This window comes from Rubrivivax soli (assembly GCF_049810355.1).
Taxonomy (GTDB): Bacteria; Pseudomonadota; Gammaproteobacteria; order Burkholderiales; family Burkholderiaceae_C; genus Rubrivivax.
Window position 1 is genome coordinate 2,872,399 of record NZ_CP187368.1, and the last position, 16,107, is coordinate 2,888,505.

Below are 16,107 nucleotides of genomic sequence, written 5' to 3' on the forward strand. Positions count from 1 at the left end.
GTCGCTCAGGCCCGCGGACGCAGCGCCGGCACCGCGGCTTCCAGCGGCGCCAGCAGGCGCTCCCAGGCGCGCGCACCGGGCTCGCGGCGGAAGACGCCGAAGTGGCCCAGGCGGCGCAGCCCCAGCGCCGCCGGCGTCAGCGTGTGGCGCTGCACCGCGGCGTTGCGGAAGCGCGCGGCCAGCGCGTCGACCGTGCGTGGCGGCGCGTAGGTCAGGTCGTCGCTGATGTTCCACAGGTGCACCGGCGCGACGATGGCACCGAACGACGCGTGCACGCGCATCGCCGGGTCGTCGTAGGCCCAGCCCGCGCGCCGGCACCACGCACCCCACTGGCGTGCCACCTGCAGCGGCAGCGCCTGCGCACCGGGTGCGATCGACCAGCCCGGCGCGTGCCCGGCCAGCCGCGTGACGACCGGCAGCCAGGCGTTGAAGAAGCCGCGCGCGACCCAGCGGTGCACGCCGGGGAACAGCGCCATCTCGGCCTGCTGCGCGGCCACGCCCAGGATCGCGTCGGCGCGCTCCACGCCGCGCGCGAAGCCGATGGAGTTGCCGCCGAACGAATGCCCCACCAGCAGCAGCGGCAGCCCGCGGCCGCCGCGCCGGGCTTCGGCGGCGGCGAGCGCAGCGCTCATGTCCAGCACCGACCAGTCGCGCATGCTGGCGCGTTCGCCGCGCATCGGGCCGGGCGCCCGCGAGCCGCCGATGCCGCGGTAGTCGTAGCGCAGCACCGCATAGCCGCGCCCGGCCAGCCACTCGGCGAAGCTGCGGTAGAAGCCGCGCGGCACGCCCACGGCCGAGCTGATCACGGCCACCGCGTGCGCGGTGCCGTGCGGGGGCTCGGTCCACTGCGCGGCGAGGTGGCGGCCGTCGTCGGCCACGAGCACGGCGGGGCTGGCGGCGGCGCCAGCGTCGGCGCCGGCCACGGGGGTGTAGGTGCGTGTGTGCATGGGTTGCACTCTAGGAATCGACGCGATCGTTGACTAGACTGCCGATGATTGACGCATTGACAACGTTCCATTGACAACGAAACCCCGCTCCGGCAGCCGCACCAGCGTCCAGCAACGGCGCGACCTGCCGCTGGACGCCAACGCGCTGGAGCTGTTTGCACACATCGTCGCCGCGGGCAGCTTCGCGCAGGCGGCGCGCGACCTGGGCCAGACCCGCGCCGCCGTCAGCCGGCGCGTGGCGTTGATCGAAGCCGCGCTCGGCCAGCCGCTGTTCGCTCGCACCACGCGCGCGCTCGGGCTCACCGAGACCGGCCGCCGGCTGGCCACGCAGGCGCGCGCCGTGGCCGAGGCCGCAGCGGCGGCCCGGCAGAGTTTCCGCACGCCCGGCGTCGGGCCGGGGCTGGGCGGCACGCTGCGCATCACGGCCGTGCCGACCTTCGGCCACAACGTGCTGGCGCCGCTGCTGGCACGTTTCCAGGCGCTGCACCCGGCGCTGCGGCTGGAGCTGAGCTTCACGCACCGGCGCATCGACCTGCTGCGCGAGGAGGTGGACGTGGCCTTCCGCTTCACACGCCGGCCGCCGCAGGACTGGGTGGCGCGGGCGCTGTGCCCGGTGGCCGTGCGCGCCTATGCCGCGCCGCGCACCGGCCTGCCGCTGGCCGGCCCCGAGGCGCTGGCGCGGCAGGCGCTGCTGGTGCTGGGCCTGCCCGCCGACAGCGTGGCGCTGCGCTGGCTGCACGACGACGGCGCCTCGCGCCTGCTGGAAGTGACACCGGCCTGCGTGAGCGACGAGATGGCGACGCTGGTGACGATGGCCTGCCACGGCAGCGGCATCGTCTTCGCCCCTGACTTCAGCGTGCAGCGCGAGCTGGCGTCGGGGGCGCTGGCCGACGTGCTGCCGGGCTGGCGGCTGCACCTGCCCGAAGGCGACGCTGTCTATGCGCTGACGCTTCCGCACCCCACGGCGCCGGCAGCGGCGCGTGTGCTGGTGCAGTTCGTCGCCGAGGCGCTGTCGGGTGCCGCTACGCCAGCGCCCGGCCGATGAGGATCTTCTGCACTTCCGAGGTGCCTTCGTAGATCTGGCACACGCGCACGTCGCGGTAGATGCGCTCGACCGGGAAGTCGCTGACGTAGCCGTAGCCGCCGTGCACCTGGATCGCGTCGCTGCACACGCGCTCGGCCATCTCGCTGGCGAACAGCTTGGCCATCGCGGCTTCCTTCAGGCAGGGCTGGCCGGCGTCCTTCAGCGCCGCGGCGTGCCAGATCATCTGCCGCGCCACCTCGATCTGCGTCGCCATGTCGGCCAGCTTGAACTGCACCGCCTGGTGCTGGAAGATGGGCTGGCCGAAGCTCGTGCGCTCCTTGCTGTAGCGCAGCGCGGCCTCGAAGGCCGCACGCGCCATGCCCACGGCCTGGCTGGCGATGCCGATGCGCCCGCCCTCCAGCCCCGACAGCGCGATCTTCAGCCCCTGGCCTTCTTCGCCCAGCAGGTTGGCGGCCGGCACGCGGCAGTCCTCGAAGCGGATCTGCGCCGTGTCGCTGGCGTGCTGGCCCAGCTTGTCCTCCAGCCGCGCCACCACGTAGCCCGGCGTGGCGGTGGGCACGAGGAAGGCGCTGATGCCCTTCTTGCCCGCGGCCTTGTCGGTGACCGCCATCACGATGGCGACGTCGCCGTTCTTGCCGCTGGTGATGAACTGCTTGACGCCGTCGAGCACGTAGTGATCGCCGTCCCGCACCGCGGTCGTGCGCAGGCCGCCGGCCTCGGAGCCCACGTGCGGCTCGGTCAGGCAGAAGGCGCCCAGCATGTCGCCGCGTGCCAGCGGCTGCAGGAAGCGCTGCTTCTGGTCGTCGTTGCCGAAGGCCATCAGGATGCTGCAGACCGGGCAGTTGTTGACGCTGACCACGGTGCTGGTGGCGCCGTCGCCGGCCGCCACCTCCTCCAGGATCACCGCCAGCGCCAGGTAGTCCAGGCCGGCGCCGCCCCACTCGGCGGGCACGGCGACGCCGTAGCAGCCGAGCGCCGCGAGCCCGCGCAGCGCCTCGGCGGGGAAGGTGTGGCTCTTGTCCCAGGCCGCGGCCTGGGGCGCGATCTGGTCCTGCACGTAGGTGCGCACGGCGTCCTGCACGGCGCGGTGGTCGTCGCTCAACAGCATGGCGGGTTCCGGTGCCGGCAGCTCACCAGGGGATGGGGCTGCCGTCGTGGTTGAAGAAGCCGCCGTGGTCGGCGGGCGTGAGGCCGTCGAGCAGGCGGCGGATGTCGGCGGCGCTGGTGGCCACGTCGAGGTCGGCACCGGTGCCGCCCATGTCGGTGCGCACCCAGCCCGGATGCAGCGCGATGCAGATGGCGCGGCCGGCCAGCACCAGCGACGCGTCCTTCAGCACCGAGTTCAGCGCCGCCTTCGAGGCCCGGTACAGCCAGCCCGCCGCCGACGCGCGCGTGCCGATCGAGCCCATGCGCGACGACACCACGGCCAGCCGCGCGCCCGGGGCCAGCGCCTCGGCCACCTGCGGCAGCACGCGCATCGCGCCCAGCACGTTGACGTGCATGACGGCGTCGAACTCGGCCTCGGTCGGCGTCTGCAGGCCCTGGCTGCGCGGGCCGTAGACGCCGGCGTTCAGCACCACGCGGTCGAAGGCCTCGCCGTCGATCGGCCAGGCCAGGCCTGACGCACCGGCGGCGCTGGCCACGTCGAGCGGCAGCGCCCGCGCGCCCAGCGCCTGCAGGCGCTGCAGGCCCGCGGCGTCGCGCGCGGTGGCGGTGACGGCGGCGCCGTCGGCGCGGTACTGGCGCACCAGTTCCAGGCCGATGCCGCGCGAGGCCCCGACCACCAGCACGCGCAGCGATGCAGTGCCCGGGGTGCTCACGACGGCCTCGGCGCCGCGCGCCGCACCAGCACCGTGGCGCGGCCGATCACGCAGGCGCGGCCGGCCACGCTGGCGGTGCCGTCGACGTGGGCGATGAAGCCGCCGCGCTTGGTGCTGCGCTCGACCTCGCTGACGGTCCAGTGCACCCGCAGGTCCTGCTCGGCGAACACCGGCGCCTTGAACGCGGCGTTGAAGTTCAGCACCAGCAGCTCGCGCGGGATGCCGTCGTCGCTGCGGGAGAAGTGCGAGGCCAGCAGGCCCATCATCTGCGAGGCGGTCTGCTGGCCGCTGGCGATGATCTCGCCGAAGCTCGCGCGCTCGGCCGCCTGGCGGTCGTGGTGCAGGGGGTTGGTGTCGCCCGTGAGCTGGGCGAACTGCATGATCTGCCCGCGCGTGAAGCGCAGCTGGGCCTGGAATTCCTCGCCCGCGCGGATCAGGGGCGTGTCGGTGCTCGCGTTCATCGCGTCAGCCTGCATTGTTGTCGTGGTCATGCCACGGCCGGCTTCGCAGCCGCCAGCCGCAGCGCCAGTGCGATGAAGAGCAGGCCTCCGATCCCGGCCCCCCAGCGCCGTGCGCGGATGGAAGTCTGCCAGCGCGCGAGCCGCGCTGCCATCAAGACCAGCCCGAAGAGGAAGATGGTGCTCTGCAGCACGAACCAGGCGCCCAGCAGCAGGAACGACACGGTCTTGTGCGGCGACGCCGCCGGCACGAACTGCGGCAGGAACGCGAGGAAGAACAAGGCGACCTTGGGGTTGAGCACATTGGTGACGAGGCCGGTGCGGAACTCGGCCCAGGCCGGCGGCGCCAGCACCGTGCCTGGCGGGGCATCGGTCGCGGCCGTGGCCTCGGCGGCGGCGGCGGGCCGCCACGCCTGCCGCAGCAGGCCCAGCCCCAGCCAGGCCAGGTACGCCGCTCCCGCCCACTGCAGTGCCAGGAAGGCCTGCGGATGCAGCGCCAGCAGCGCCGCCAGCCCGAAGGCCGCGGCCAGCGCATGCAGCACGCAACCGGCGTTGATGCCCAGCGCGGCAGCCATGCCCGCGCGCGCGCCGCCCGCCAGCGTGCGCGACACGGTCAGCAACAGGTCCACCCCCGGCGTGGCATTCAGCACCAGCACCGCGCCGGCGAACAGCAGCAGCTGCTCGGCGCCGGGCAACAGCGCGTTCAGAGCAGTTCCAGCGCCAGGGCCGTGGCCTCGCCGCCGCCGATGCACAGCGCCGCGACGCCGCGCCGCTTGCCCTGCTTCCTCAGCGCGCCCAGCAGCGTGACGACGATGCGCGCGCCGGAAGCCCCGATCGGGTGGCCCAAGGCGCAGGCGCCGCCGTGCACGTTGACGATCTCGTGCGGCAGCTGGAATTCGGCCATGGCCGCCATCGTGACCGCGGCGAAAGCCTCGTTCACTTCCCACAGGTCGACCTGGCCGGCGCTCCAGCCCGCCTTCTTCAAGGCCTTCTGGATCGCGCCCACCGGCGCGGTGGTGAACCAGTCGGGCGCCTGCGCGTGCACGGCGTGGCTGACGATGCGCGCCACCGGCTTCAAGCCCATCTGCTGCGCGCTGCTCTCGCGCATCAGGACCAGCGCGGCGGCGCCGTCGCTGATGCTCGACGAGGTGGCGGCCGTGATCGTGCCGTCCTTCTTGAACGCGGGCTTGAGGCCCGGGATCTTGTCGAGCTTGGCCTTGAACGGCTGCTCGTCGAACTTCACCACCGTGTCGCCCGCCTTGCCGGCCAGCGTGACGGGCGCCATCTCCCAGTCGAAGCTGCCGTCCTCGTTGGCCTGCTTGCTGCGCAGCGTGGACTGCACGGCGAAGTGGTCCTGCGCCTCGCGCGTGAAGCCGTACTTGGCCACGCACTGCTCGGCGAACACGCCCATGGCCTTGCCGCGCTCGTAGGCGTCTTCCAGGCCGTCGAGCGCCATGTGGTCGTACAGGGCCGTGGCGCCGTACTTCACGCCCTTGCGCGCGAACATCAGGTGCGGGGCGTTGGTCATGCTCTCCATGCCGCCGGCCACGACCACGTTGGCGCTGCCGGCCAGCAGCATGTCGTGGCCGAACATGGCCGCACGCATGCCCGAGCCGCACATCTTGCTCAGCGTGACGGCGCCGGTGCTGTCGGGCAGGCCGGCCTTGCGCAGGGCCTGGCGCGCCGGGGCCTGGCCCTGGCCGGCCATCAGGCAGTTGCCGAACAGCACCTCGTCGACGGCGTCGCCAGGCACGCCGGCACGTTCGACCGCGGCGCGGATCGCCACGGCACCCAGTTCCCAGGCCTGCAGCGATGCGAAGTCGCCGAGCAGGCCGCCGATGGGCGTGCGCGCGGCGGAGACGATGACGATGGAGTCGGCCATGGAGATGCTCCTTCAGGCAGTGGGGGTGGCAGAAACACCGCGGCGCAGCGCGAAGCGCTTGCCCGGTTCGTAGGGAAACACGTCGTGCACGTGGCCGGCCAGGATGCGCTCCTTGTGGCCTTGCCAGAACGCGGCGTCCAGCAGGTCGGCGTGGTGCGCCATGAAGACGTCGCGCACGCCGGGGTTGCCGAGCAGGAAGGGGCCGAAGGTCTCGGGGAACACGTCCTTCGGGCCCACCGCGTACCAGACCTCGCCCGACATCTCTTCCTCCTCGTTGCGCGGCGTGGGCACGCGGCGGAAGTTGCAGTCGGTGATGTACTCGATCTCGTCGTAGTCGTAGAACACCACCTTGCCGTGGCGCGTGACGCCGAAGTTCTTCCACAGCATGTCGCCGGGGAAGATGTTGGCGGCCACCAGGTCCTTGATGGCGTTGCCGTACTCCAGCACCGCGTGTTGCAGCTGCTCGGGCCCGGCTTCCTGCAGGTAGATGTTCAGCGGGATCATGCGGCGCTCGATGTACAGGTGCTTGATGACGAGCGTGTCGCCGTCTTCCTCGAGCAGGCTGCCGCAGAAGTGCTTGAGCTCGGCCACCAGCTCCTCTTCGAAGCGATGGCGCGGGAACGCGACGTTGCTGTACTCCAGCGTGTCGGCCATGCGGCCGACGCGGTCGTGCTGCTTCACCAGCAGGTACTTGCTCTTGATGAGCTCGCGCGTGGTGTCCTTGGGCGCCGGGTAGAAGTCCTTGATGACCTTGAACACGTACGGGAACGACGGCAGGTCGAACACCAGCATCACCATGCCCTTGATGCCGGGGGCGATGCGGAACTTGTCGCTGCTGTGCCGCAGGTGCGCCAGGAAGTCGCGGTAGAACAGGTTCTTGCCGTGCTTCTGCAGGCCGATCGCGTTGTACAGCTCGGCGCGCGGCTTGCGCGGCATCATGCTGCGCAGGAACTGCACGTAGGCGCTGGGGATCTCCATGTCGACCATGAAGTACGCCCGCGCGAAGCTGAACAGGATCAGCAGCTCGTCCTCGCCGAACAGCGCGGTGTCGATGACGAGCCGGCCATTGGGGCCGTGCAGGATGGGCAGCGCGAACGGCATCTCGCTGAAGCCGTTGATGATCTTGCCGACCAGGTACGCGCCCTTGTTGCGGTAGAACAGGCTGGCCAGCACCTGGATCTGGAAGTTGGCGCGCGGACGCAGCGTGCCGAGCTCGGCGCGCATCGCGTCGAGCACGTCGTCGATGTCGCGCTCCAGGTCGTCGAACTCGCGCTCGAGCTGGAAGTTCGTCACCACGCGCAGCCAGGTCTCGCGCAGCGTGGCCGGCGTCGGGTAGTAGGCGCGGTAGGTGGGCTTGCTGGCCGGCTCGTCGTTCTCGATGTACTCGGTGCTGACGGCCGGGCGCACGAAGATGAAGTCGTTCTTGAAGTAGCTGCGGTGCAGCAGCTTGGCCGTGACGGAGTTGAAGAAGGTCTCGGCCAGCTCGGGCTGGTGGTGGTCGGTGAGCAGGCCGATGTAGTGCAGCTTGGCCTGCTGCCAGCTGTCCATCGACAGCGCATCGACCTGGAACTCGGCGCGCAGCCGCTCCACGGCTTCCAGCACGCGCAGGTCGTAGAACTCGATGCGCTCGCGCTGCGCCCGCTGCTGGCCGTGCCAGTCGGCCTGTTCGAAGCGGCGCTTGGCCGCCGCGCTGGTCTCGCGGAACAGCCGGTAGTGGCGGTTGAAGCCCTCCAGCATCGCCTGCGCGATGGCGAAGGCGCGCGTGTCGTTCAGGCGGTGCGGGAACATGGCCGCGTCACGCTGCTCAGGCGATGGTGGCCTGATGCTGCCGGTAGCGCTGCTTCACCAGCGCCAGCGCGGTGTCGTAGGCCAGGCCCACCTGGTCGGCGCTGGCCGCGGTGAGCTTCAGGTCCTCCAGCAGGCCGTTGTGCAGGCCGTAGACCCAGCCGTGCACCACCACCGTCTGGCCGCGGGTCCAGGCGTCGTTGACCACCGTCGTGCGGCAGACGTTGCGCGCCTGCTCCAGCACGTTCAGCTCGACCAGCGCGTTGACCTGCAGGCTCTCGTGCAGGCCGGCGAGGAAGCCCTCGTGCGCGTCGCGCACGTCCTGCACGTGGCGCAGCCAGTTGTCGACGAGGCCGGCACGCTGGTTCGTCATCGCCGCGCGCACGCCGCCGCAGTTGCTGTGGCCCACGACGATGATGTGCTTGACCTGCAGCGCGTCGACCGCGTACTGGATCACGCTGAGCGCGTTCAGGTCGCTGTGCACCAGCACGTTGGCGACGTTGCGGTGCACGAACAGCTCGCCCGGCAGCAGGCCCACCAGTTCGTTGGCCGGCACGCGGCTGTCGGCGCAGCCGATCCACAGGTACTGCGGGCTCTGCTGGCTCAGCAGCCGCGTGAAGAAGCCGGGTTCGCGCGACTCGGTGGTCGCGGCCCAGTGGCGGTTCTTCTGGAAGAGGTCGCCGAGGTCGTCGATCCCGCTGCTCATGGCCGGCCTTTGTTGCGCTGCACAAAAGTCGTCAGTGTAGAGGCAGCCACCGCGCCGTCACATCGTCTCCGCGAACAGTTCGCGGCCGATCAGCATGCGGCGGATCTCGCTGGTGCCGGCACCGATCTCGTACAGCTTCGCGTCGCGCCACAGGCGGCCGAGCGGGTAGTCGTTGATGTAGCCGTTGCCGCCGAAGAGCTGGATGCCCTCGCCGGCCATCCACGTCGCCTTCTCGGCGCACCACAGGATGACGCTGGCGCAGTCCTTGCGCACCTGGCGCACGTGCTCGCTGCCCAGCATGTCGAGGTTCTTGCCCACGGTGTAGCAGAAGCTGCGGCCGGCCTGCAGCACCGTGTACATGTCGGCGACCTTGCCCTGCACGAGCTGGAACTCGCCGATGCTCTGGCCGAACTGCTTGCGGTCGTGGATGTAGGGCACGACGCTGTCCATCACCGCCTGCATGATGCCGATGGGGCCGGCGGCGAGCACCGCGCGCTCGTAGTCCAGCCCGCTCATCAGCACCTTGGCGCCGCCGTTCACGCTGCCCAGCACGTTGGCGGCCGGCACCTCGACGTCGCGGAACACCATCTCGCCGGTGTGCGAGCCGCGCATGCCCAGCTTGTCGAGCTTCTGCGCCGTGCTGAAGCCCGGCATGCCCTTCTCGACGATGAAGGCGGTGACGCCGCGTGCGCCCAGTTCGGGCTCGGTCTTCGCGTAGACCACCATCACGTCGGCGTCGGGGCCGTTGGTGATCCACATCTTGGTGCCGTTGAGCACGTAGACGCCGCCCTTGTCCTCGGCGCGCAGCTTCATGCTGATGACGTCGCTGCCGGCGCCGGGCTCGCTCATCGCGAGCGCGCCGACGTGTTCGCCGTTGACCAGCTTCGGCAGGTACTTCGCGCGCTGCGCGTCGGTGCCGTTGCGCCTGATCTGGTTCACGCACAGGTTGCTGTGCGCGCCGTAGCTCAGGCCGACGCTGGCGCTGGCACGGCTGATCTCCTCCATCGCCACCATGTGCGCGAGGTAGCCCATGTTGGCGCCGCCGTACTGCTCGGGCACCGTGATGCCGAGCACGCCGAGCTCGCCCATCTTGCGCCACAGGTCCATGGGGAAGCAGTCGCTGCGGTCGATGTCGGCAGCGCGCGGCGCGATCTCGGCCTCGGCGAAGGCGCGCACGGCATCGCGCAGCGCGTCGATGTCGTCGCCGAGCATGAAGTTCAGGCCGGGCAGGTTCATGGCGGGCGTCTCCTGGAGCAGTCGGTCGCGTGGGTTTGATTGACGTCTCTTGATTGACGTTTACGTCAACGTCAATGCTAGCCGACCGCGGCCTTGCGGCTGCGGCCGGCCGGCGCGCGCACCGCCGTGCCGGCCAGCAGCTGCCGGCAGCGTTCCTCGTGCTGGGCAATCTCGGCGAGCGTGATCTCCAGGTCCTCGCGCTGCTGCTCCAGCAGCCGGCGGTGCTCGGCCAGCACCGACAGGAACGCAGTGAGCTGCTGCTGCGTGTCGGACGGCGAGTCGTACATGTCCACGAGCTGCTTGATCTCGGACAGGCTCAGGCCCAGGCGCTTGCCGCGCAGCGTGAGCTTCAGACGGGTGCGGTCGCGCTGCGTGTAGACGCGGTTGCGCCCGGCGCGCGCGGGCGTGAGCAGGCCCACGTCCTCGTAGAAGCGGATCGCGCGCGGCGTGATGTCGAACTCCTGCGCGAGCGCGGTGATCGTGTAGCTGGCGGCGGGGCGGGGCGGTTCGGCCATGGCGTGGTTGACGTTGACGTCAACGTAAATGTAGCCGCGCCGGCCGACCCGGCCCGTCGCCAGGCCGCGGCCGGACACGCATGGCTCTTCAAACGAGCGGCACAACGATGCCAGGCAGCCAGTCGGGAGAAGCGGGTGGGGACAAGCGGAACGGCGGGCCGCGGCAGCGCGCGGCGCGGCGTGGTTCCGGACTGGCGGCAAGGGCGCGTTGCATCGCCCTGCCGCCACCGCGTGCCCTGTTTTTTGGGCTTTTTTTCCCTATGCCACGCGTGATGACAGCGTTGATCGCCAGTGTGCCGATCGGCGCCGGCGAACACCATCCTGAAAAGGTGGGATAGCGGTCACTCGAACACGGGGAGCACTTCGTGGCGCAACGCGCCCTGCGCCTGTTCGTAGTCGGGCATCACCGAGCGCACGACACCCCAGAACGCGGCACTGTGGTTCATTTCGCGCAGGTGCGCCAGCTCGTGCGTGACGACGTAGTCGATGACCGGCAGCGCGAAGTGCACCAGGCGCCAGTTCAGGCGGATGGCGCCGTCGGCGCTGGCGCTGCCCCAGCGCGTGGACGCCGAACTCAGCGACAGCCGCTTCATGCGCACGCCCAGCCGCGCGGCGAAGACCTGGCAGCGTTCCTCGAAGACACGCCGCGCCTGGCGCTGCAGCCAGCTCTGCACGACGTCGCGGATCTGCCCGGGCTGCGCGCCCTGCGGCAGACCCAGGTGCAGGCAGGCGCTGTCGGCGTGCAGCACGGCGCCGGTGGCGGCGGCATCCAGCCGCAGCGTCACGGTGGTGCCGAGGAAGGGGATGGTGGTGCCGTCGCGCCAGTCCACGCGCGCTGCGTCGAGGCGGCGCGCGCGCTCGCGCTGCTCGTGCAGCTTGCGCAGGATCCAGGCCTGCTTCTCGCGCAGCGCCGCTTCCACCTCGGTCAGGCCCACCCAGCGCGGGGCGCTGACGGTCAGGCCTTCGGCGCCGACGACGAAGCCGATGCTGCGCCGGCGTGCGCGTCGCAGTTCGTAGGCGACCAGGTGCTCGCCGAAGCGGATGTCGCGCTGCGAGCGGGGGTGGCGGAAGACGCCGGGCACGGGCGCGGCGGCCGGGGCGGCCGCAGGTGCAGCGGGCGTTGCCGGTGGCGGCGCGGTGGGCGGGGCCGGTGCGGCGGCGGGCGGCGGCTCGTCGAACAGCGACAGCTGCCTCGTGGGCGGTTCGGCGGGCGCCAGCGGCATGGGCCGCGATTCTAGGTCGCCCGGGGGATGGCAGGCGCGGCGTAGGCCTCCGGGTCCAGGCGCCGCATCTCGGCCTCGATCCAGGTCTCCACCTCGCGCATCAGCTCGTCGCTCTCGCGGCCGGCGCTGGGGATGGGCTTGCCGATCGAGACGTCGATGACACCGGGGCGCAGCAGGAAGCTCTTGCGCGGCCAGCAGCGCGCCGAGGTGGCGGCGATGGGCACGATGGGCACGCCGGCGCTGATGGCCAGGCGCGAGGCGCCGCTCTTGTACTGGCCCTGGCCGCCGCGCGGCGCACGCGTGCCCTCGGGAAACATGATGACCCAGATGCCCTCGGCGAACAGCCGCTTGCCCTGCTCGGCCACCTTGTTCCAGGCCTCGGTGCGCTTGCTGCGGTCGATGTGGATCATGTCGAGCCGACCCATGGCCCAGCCGAAGAACGGCACGTACAGCAGTTCGCGCTTGAACACGTAGGCCAGCGGGTGCGGCATCAGCGTCGGGTAGGCGAAGGTCTCCCAGGTGCTCTGGTGCTTGGACGCCAGCAGCACCGCGGCGTGGCTGTCGCCGGCCGTGGGCAGGTGCTGCATGCCGTGCACGCGGTAGCGCACGCCGCAGATCACCTTCGCGCCCCAGATGGCCATGCGCAGCCACATCATCGTCGGCCAGTACAGCCGCACGCCGCGCACGAACATCGACAGCAGCAGCATCAGCAGCGCCCACGGGATGACGGTGGCCGCCATCCACAGCACGAACAGCGCCGAACGCAGCGCCCACAGCACACGCATCAGACCAGCCCCCCGGTTTCGGAATCGACGACGTGGGCGCGTTCGAGCACGAACTCGGCAAACGCCGCCAGGTCGGCGTGCACGCGCGCGTGCGGCACCAGCGCCAGCATCTGCCGCAGCGCATCGTCGTCCAGCGCGGCGGCGCGGCCGGTGGTCACCAGGTGCGGCTCGCAGCCCGCGGCCTGCGCGGCCTGCAGGTCGCGCAGGGTGTCGGAGACGAAGGGCACGCTCTTCAGGTCGACGCCGTAGCGGCGGCCGATGTCCAGCATCATGCCCGGCAGTGGCTTGCGGCAGTCGCAGCGGTCTTCCGGGGTGTGCGGGCAGAAGAAGACCGCGTCGAGCCGGCCGCCGAGCGCGATCAGCCGCTGCTGCATGTGGGCGTGCACGGCGTTCACCGAGGCCATGTCGATCATGCCGCGGCCGATGCCGCTCTGGTTGGTGGCCACCACCACGTGCCAGCCGGCGTGGTTCAGGCGGGCCACGGCTTCCAGCGCCCCCGGCACCGGCTGCCATTCCTCGGGCGCCTTGACGTGGTCCTCGCGGAACACGTTCAGCACGCCGTCGCGGCCGAGGATGACGAGCTTGGTGGAAAGCATGCGCAGCCCTGCGGAGGTCAGGCGGCCAGCCGGGACAGGTCGGCCACGCGGTTCATCGCCGCATGCAGGCGCGACAGCAACGCCAGCCGGTTGGCGCGCAGTGCCGGGTCGTCGGCGTTGACCATCACGCCGTCGAAGAAGGCGTCCACCGGGGCCTTCAGCGCCGCCAGCGCCTGCAGGCTGCCGGTGTGGTCGCCACGCTCGAAGGCGGCGTCGGCGCCCGGCACCACCGCCGCCAGCGCGGCGGCCAGCGCCTGCTCGGCAGGTTCCTGCAGCAGCGCGGTGTCCACCGTGCCGGGCACCGCGCCCTCGGCCTTCTTCAGGATGTTGGACACGCGCTTGTTGGCCGAGGCCAGCGCCGGCGCCTCGGGCAGCGCGGCGAAGGCGCGCACGGCCTGCAGCCGCTGCGTGATCTGGTCCAGCCGCTGCGGGCGCAGCGCCAGCACGGCGTCGATCTCGGCGGCGCTGGCGCCCTGCTCGCGCAGCTGGCCGGCCAGGCGGTCGAAGATGAAGCCCGACAGCTCGGCGGCGTTCGCCTGCAGCAGGCCGGCCGGGAAGGCGGCGTAGGCCAGCGCGAGCAACGCGTCCAGCGGCAGCGGTGCGCGTTCGGTGAGCATGCGGATCACGCCCAGCGCGTGGCGGCGCAGCGCGAACGGATCCTTGTCGCCGGTGGGCAGCTGGCCGATGCCGAACAGGCCGGCGAGCGTCTCCAGCTTGTCGGCCAGCGCCACCGCGATGCCGGCCTCGCCGCGCGGCAGCACGTCGCCGGCGAAACGCGGCTTGTAGTGGTCTTCGACGGCCCAGGCCACGGCCTCGGTCTCGCCGTCGTGGCGGGCGTAGTAGCCCCCCATGATGCCCTGCAGCTCGGGGAATTCGCCCACCATGTCGGTCACCAGGTCGGCCTTGGCCAGCAGCGCGGCGCGGTCGGCCTGTGCCGCCAGCGCGGCGCCGCCCAGGCGCTCGCCGATCGCGCGCGCCAGCGTGCGCACGCGTTCGACGCGCTCGCCCTGCGTGCCCAGCTTGCCGTGGTAGACCACCTTGGCCAGCTGCGGCACGCGGCTGTCCAGCGTGCGCTTGCGGTCCTGGTCGAAGAAGAACTTGGCGTCGGCCAGGCGCGGACGCACGACGCGTTCGTTGCCCTCGATGACACGGCCGGGGTCGGCCGGGCGGATGTTGCTGACGACGAGGAAGCGGCTGGTGAGCTTCCCTTCGGCGTCGAGCAGCGGGAAGTACTTCTGGTTCGCCTTCATCGTGAGGATCAGGCATTCCTGCGGCACGGCCAGGAAGGTGTCCTCGAAACGGCAGGTCAGCACGTTCGGGCGCTCGACCAGCGCCGTCACCTCGTCGAGCAGCGCGGCGTCGTCGATCGGCCGCAGGCCTTCCAGCGCGGCGGCGGCGTCGAGCTGGCGCCGGATCTCGGCGCGCCGCTCGGCGAAGCCGGCGATCACCGCGCCCTGCGTCAGCAGCTGCTCGGCGTAGCTGTCGGCGTCGCGCAGCGCGATCGTCGGCACATGGGCCTCGAAACGGTGGCCGTGCGTGGTGCGGCCGGCCTGCAGCCCCAGCGCCGACACCGGCACCACGGTGCTGCCGTGCAGCGCCACCAGGCCGTGCGCCGGGCGCACGAAATGCACGCTGGTCCAGCCGGGCTGGAAGTCGGGCCCGTGTCCACTTTCCAGCTGGTACTGCATCACCTTCGGGATCGGCAGCTTGTGCAGCGCATCGGCCAGCGCCTTCTGCAGGCCGTCGGCCAGCGTCACGCCGGGCACCACGCTGTCGAGGAACAGTGCCTCGGCCTTGCCGTCGGGCGCACGCTTCAGGGCCGGCACGACGCTCCCGTCCTGGCCCAGCGCGGCCAGCTTCTTCAGCAGCGCCGGCGTCGGTGCGCCGCTGGCGTCCAGCGCCACGGCCACGGGCATCAGCTTCTGCTGCACGGCGTGGTCGGCGGCCCTGTCGGCCACGCCGCGCACGTGCACGGCCAGCCGGCGCGGCGACGCGAACGGCGTCACCATGGCATCGGCCGCGGCCAGCCCCTGCGCCTTCAGGCTGTCGGCCAGCACGCCGGCGAAGGCCTCACCCAGCTTCGGCAGCGCCTTCGGCGGCAGTTCCTCGACGAACAGTTCGACGAGCAGGTTGTTCTTCGTGTCGGGCATGGTGCTCATCGGGGTGCTCAGGCCGCCTTCTTGGCGCGTTGGGCGAGGACTTCGTCGGCCCAGGCGCGCGGCGCCATCGGGAAGCCCAGCCGCGCGCGGCTGTCCAGGTAGCTCTGCGCCACGGCGCGGGCCAGGTTGCGGATGCGGCCGATGTAGGCGGCCCGTTCGGTGACGCTGATCGCGCCGCGCGCGTCCAGCAGGTTGAAGCTGTGCCCGGCCTTCAGCAGCTGCTCGTAGGCCGGCAGCGCGAGCTGCTGCTCCATCAGGTGCCTGCTCTGCCGTTCGTGCGCGCCGAAGGCGTGCAGCAGGAACTCGACGTCGCTGTGCTCGAAGTTGTAGGTGCTCTGCTCGACCTCGTTCTGGTGGTAGACGTCGCCGTACTTCAGCGCGTCGGTCCACTGCAGGTCGTAGACGTTGTCCACGCCCTGCAGGTACATCGCCAGCCGCTCCAGGCCATAGGTGATCTCGCCGGTGATGGGCTTGCAGTCGATGCCGCCCACCTGCTGGAAATAAGTGAACTGCGTCACCTCCATGCCGTTGAGCCAGACCTCCCAGCCCAGGCCCCAGCAGCCGAGCGTGGGGTTCTCCCAGTCGTCCTCGACGAAGCGCACGTCGTTGGCCTGCAGGTCGAAGCCCAGCGCTTCCAGGCTGCCGAGGTAGAGCTCGAGGATGTTCGCCGGCGCGGGCTTGAGCACCACCTGGTACTGGTAGTAGTGCTGCAGGCGGTTCGGGTTGTTGCCGTAGCGCCCGTCCTTGGGCCGGCGGCTGGGCTGCACGTAGGCCGCCTTCCAGGGCTCGGGGCCGATGGCGCGCAGGAAGGTGGCGGTGTGGCTGGTGCCCGCGCCGACTTCCATGTCGTAGGGCTGCAGGAGCGCGCAGCCCTGGGCGTCCCAGTACGACTGCAGTTTCAGGATGATCTGCTGGAAGGTGAGCATGGCGCGCTGAGGTGCGGAAGTCGG

At 71.2% G+C, this 16,107-nt stretch carries 16 protein-coding genes; 1 reads left to right on the top strand and 15 read right to left on the bottom strand.

Going from position 1 to position 16,107, the window contains the following annotated elements; translation table 11 throughout:
- Positions 1 to 5 precede the first annotated feature (5 nt).
- Positions 6 to 947, bottom strand: coding sequence for an alpha/beta fold hydrolase (locus ACPOLB_RS13010; protein WP_425261791.1), 942 nt, complete (start codon positions 945 to 947; stop codon positions 6 to 8).
- A gap of 70 nt (positions 948 to 1,017) precedes the next feature.
- On the opposite strand from ACPOLB_RS13010, the gene ACPOLB_RS13015 reads away from it, so the two are divergent.
- Positions 1,018 to 1,992 carry a LysR family transcriptional regulator gene (locus ACPOLB_RS13015; protein WP_425261792.1) on the top strand — a complete coding sequence of 325 codons (975 nt, stop codon included), beginning with the start codon at positions 1,018 to 1,020 and terminating at the stop codon, positions 1,990 to 1,992.
- On the opposite strand, the gene ACPOLB_RS13020 is transcribed toward ACPOLB_RS13015, so the two are convergent.
- From ACPOLB_RS13020 to glyQ, 14 genes are all read right to left on the bottom strand, one after another.
- Positions 1,970 to 3,100: an acyl-CoA dehydrogenase family protein gene (locus ACPOLB_RS13020; RefSeq protein ID WP_425261793.1), complete on the bottom strand. Its 1,131-nt coding sequence runs from the start codon at positions 3,098 to 3,100 to the stop codon at positions 1,970 to 1,972. The two genes, ACPOLB_RS13015 and ACPOLB_RS13020, sit on opposite strands and share 23 nt — an antisense overlap.
- Before the next feature lie 22 nt (positions 3,101 to 3,122).
- Entirely contained in the window at positions 3,123 to 3,812 is a 690-nt protein-coding gene (locus tag ACPOLB_RS13025) for an SDR family oxidoreductase (protein WP_425261794.1), read from the bottom strand.
- Positions 3,809 to 4,273, bottom strand: a complete 465-nt coding sequence (locus tag ACPOLB_RS13030; RefSeq protein WP_425261795.1) for a MaoC family dehydratase — start codon at positions 4,271 to 4,273, stop codon at positions 3,809 to 3,811. Before ACPOLB_RS13030 ends, ACPOLB_RS13025 begins: the two co-directional genes overlap by 4 nt.
- 26 nt (positions 4,274 to 4,299) lie before the next feature.
- The gene (locus ACPOLB_RS13035) at positions 4,300 to 4,965 is read right to left on the bottom strand and encodes a LysE family translocator (RefSeq protein WP_425261796.1); all 666 of its coding nucleotides are present in this window, start codon (positions 4,963 to 4,965) and stop codon (positions 4,300 to 4,302) included.
- Between the two features lie 8 nt (positions 4,966 to 4,973).
- The gene (locus ACPOLB_RS13040) at positions 4,974 to 6,152 is read right to left on the bottom strand and encodes an acetyl-CoA C-acyltransferase (protein WP_425261797.1); all 1,179 of its coding nucleotides are present in this window, start codon (positions 6,150 to 6,152) and stop codon (positions 4,974 to 4,976) included.
- 12 nt (positions 6,153 to 6,164) lie between these two features.
- Entirely contained in the window at positions 6,165 to 7,940 is a 1,776-nt protein-coding gene (gene aceK, locus ACPOLB_RS13045; protein ID WP_425261798.1) for a bifunctional isocitrate dehydrogenase kinase/phosphatase, read from the bottom strand.
- Between the two features lie 16 nt (positions 7,941 to 7,956).
- Entirely contained in the window at positions 7,957 to 8,643 is a 687-nt protein-coding gene (gene can / locus ACPOLB_RS13050) for a carbonate dehydratase (RefSeq protein WP_425261799.1), read from the bottom strand.
- 57 nt (positions 8,644 to 8,700) lie between these two features.
- A complete protein-coding gene (locus tag ACPOLB_RS13055) occupies positions 8,701 to 9,879 on the bottom strand; it encodes an isovaleryl-CoA dehydrogenase (protein ID WP_425261800.1) in 1,179 nt (392 codons plus the stop codon).
- A gap of 77 nt (positions 9,880 to 9,956) precedes the next feature.
- Entirely contained in the window at positions 9,957 to 10,394 is a 438-nt protein-coding gene (locus ACPOLB_RS13060) for a MerR family transcriptional regulator (protein ID WP_425261801.1), read from the bottom strand.
- A gap of 341 nt (positions 10,395 to 10,735) precedes the next feature.
- The gene (locus tag ACPOLB_RS13065) at positions 10,736 to 11,617 is read right to left on the bottom strand and encodes a M48 family metallopeptidase (protein ID WP_425261802.1); all 882 of its coding nucleotides are present in this window, start codon (positions 11,615 to 11,617) and stop codon (positions 10,736 to 10,738) included.
- A gap of 11 nt (positions 11,618 to 11,628) precedes the next feature.
- Entirely contained in the window at positions 11,629 to 12,402 is a 774-nt protein-coding gene (locus ACPOLB_RS13070; RefSeq protein WP_425261803.1) for a lysophospholipid acyltransferase family protein, read from the bottom strand.
- Positions 12,402 to 12,998: a D-glycero-beta-D-manno-heptose 1,7-bisphosphate 7-phosphatase gene (gene gmhB / locus ACPOLB_RS13075; protein WP_425261804.1), complete on the bottom strand. Its 597-nt coding sequence runs from the start codon at positions 12,996 to 12,998 to the stop codon at positions 12,402 to 12,404. The genes ACPOLB_RS13070 and gmhB overlap by 1 nt, the downstream gene beginning before the upstream one ends.
- A gap of 17 nt (positions 12,999 to 13,015) precedes the next feature.
- Entirely contained in the window at positions 13,016 to 15,148 is a 2,133-nt protein-coding gene (gene glyS / locus ACPOLB_RS13080) for a glycine--tRNA ligase subunit beta (RefSeq protein WP_425261917.1), read from the bottom strand.
- Between the two features lie 17 nt (positions 15,149 to 15,165).
- The gene (gene glyQ, locus ACPOLB_RS13085; RefSeq protein ID WP_425261805.1) at positions 15,166 to 16,083 is read right to left on the bottom strand and encodes a glycine--tRNA ligase subunit alpha; all 918 of its coding nucleotides are present in this window, start codon (positions 16,081 to 16,083) and stop codon (positions 15,166 to 15,168) included.
- Positions 16,084 to 16,107 lie beyond the last annotated feature (24 nt).

Coding starts and splice junctions, on each gene's coding strand:
- ACPOLB_RS13010 (WP_425261791.1), bottom strand. CDS start 947: ATGCACACACGCACCTACACCCCCGTGGCCGGCGCCGACGCTGGCGCC.
- ACPOLB_RS13020 (WP_425261793.1), bottom strand. CDS start 3,100: ATGCTGTTGAGCGACGACCACCGCGCCGTGCAGGACGCCGTGCGCACC.
- ACPOLB_RS13030 (WP_425261795.1), bottom strand. CDS start 4,273: ATGAACGCGAGCACCGACACGCCCCTGATCCGCGCGGGCGAGGAATTC.
- ACPOLB_RS13040 (WP_425261797.1), bottom strand. CDS start 6,152: ATGGCCGACTCCATCGTCATCGTCTCCGCCGCGCGCACGCCCATCGGC.
- aceK (WP_425261798.1), bottom strand. CDS start 7,940: ATGTTCCCGCACCGCCTGAACGACACGCGCGCCTTCGCCATCGCGCAG.
- can (WP_425261799.1), bottom strand. CDS start 8,643: ATGAGCAGCGGGATCGACGACCTCGGCGACCTCTTCCAGAAGAACCGC.
- ACPOLB_RS13055 (WP_425261800.1), bottom strand. CDS start 9,879: ATGAACCTGCCCGGCCTGAACTTCATGCTCGGCGACGACATCGACGCG.
- ACPOLB_RS13060 (WP_425261801.1), bottom strand. CDS start 10,394: ATGGCCGAACCGCCCCGCCCCGCCGCCAGCTACACGATCACCGCGCTC.
- ACPOLB_RS13065 (WP_425261802.1), bottom strand. CDS start 11,617: ATGCCGCTGGCGCCCGCCGAACCGCCCACGAGGCAGCTGTCGCTGTTC.
- ACPOLB_RS13070 (WP_425261803.1), bottom strand. CDS start 12,402: ATGCGTGTGCTGTGGGCGCTGCGTTCGGCGCTGTTCGTGCTGTGGATG.
- gmhB (WP_425261804.1), bottom strand. CDS start 12,998: ATGCTTTCCACCAAGCTCGTCATCCTCGGCCGCGACGGCGTGCTGAAC.
- glyS (WP_425261917.1), bottom strand. CDS start 15,148: ATGCCCGACACGAAGAACAACCTGCTCGTCGAACTGTTCGTCGAGGAA.
- glyQ (WP_425261805.1), bottom strand. CDS start 16,083: ATGCTCACCTTCCAGCAGATCATCCTGAAACTGCAGTCGTACTGGGAC.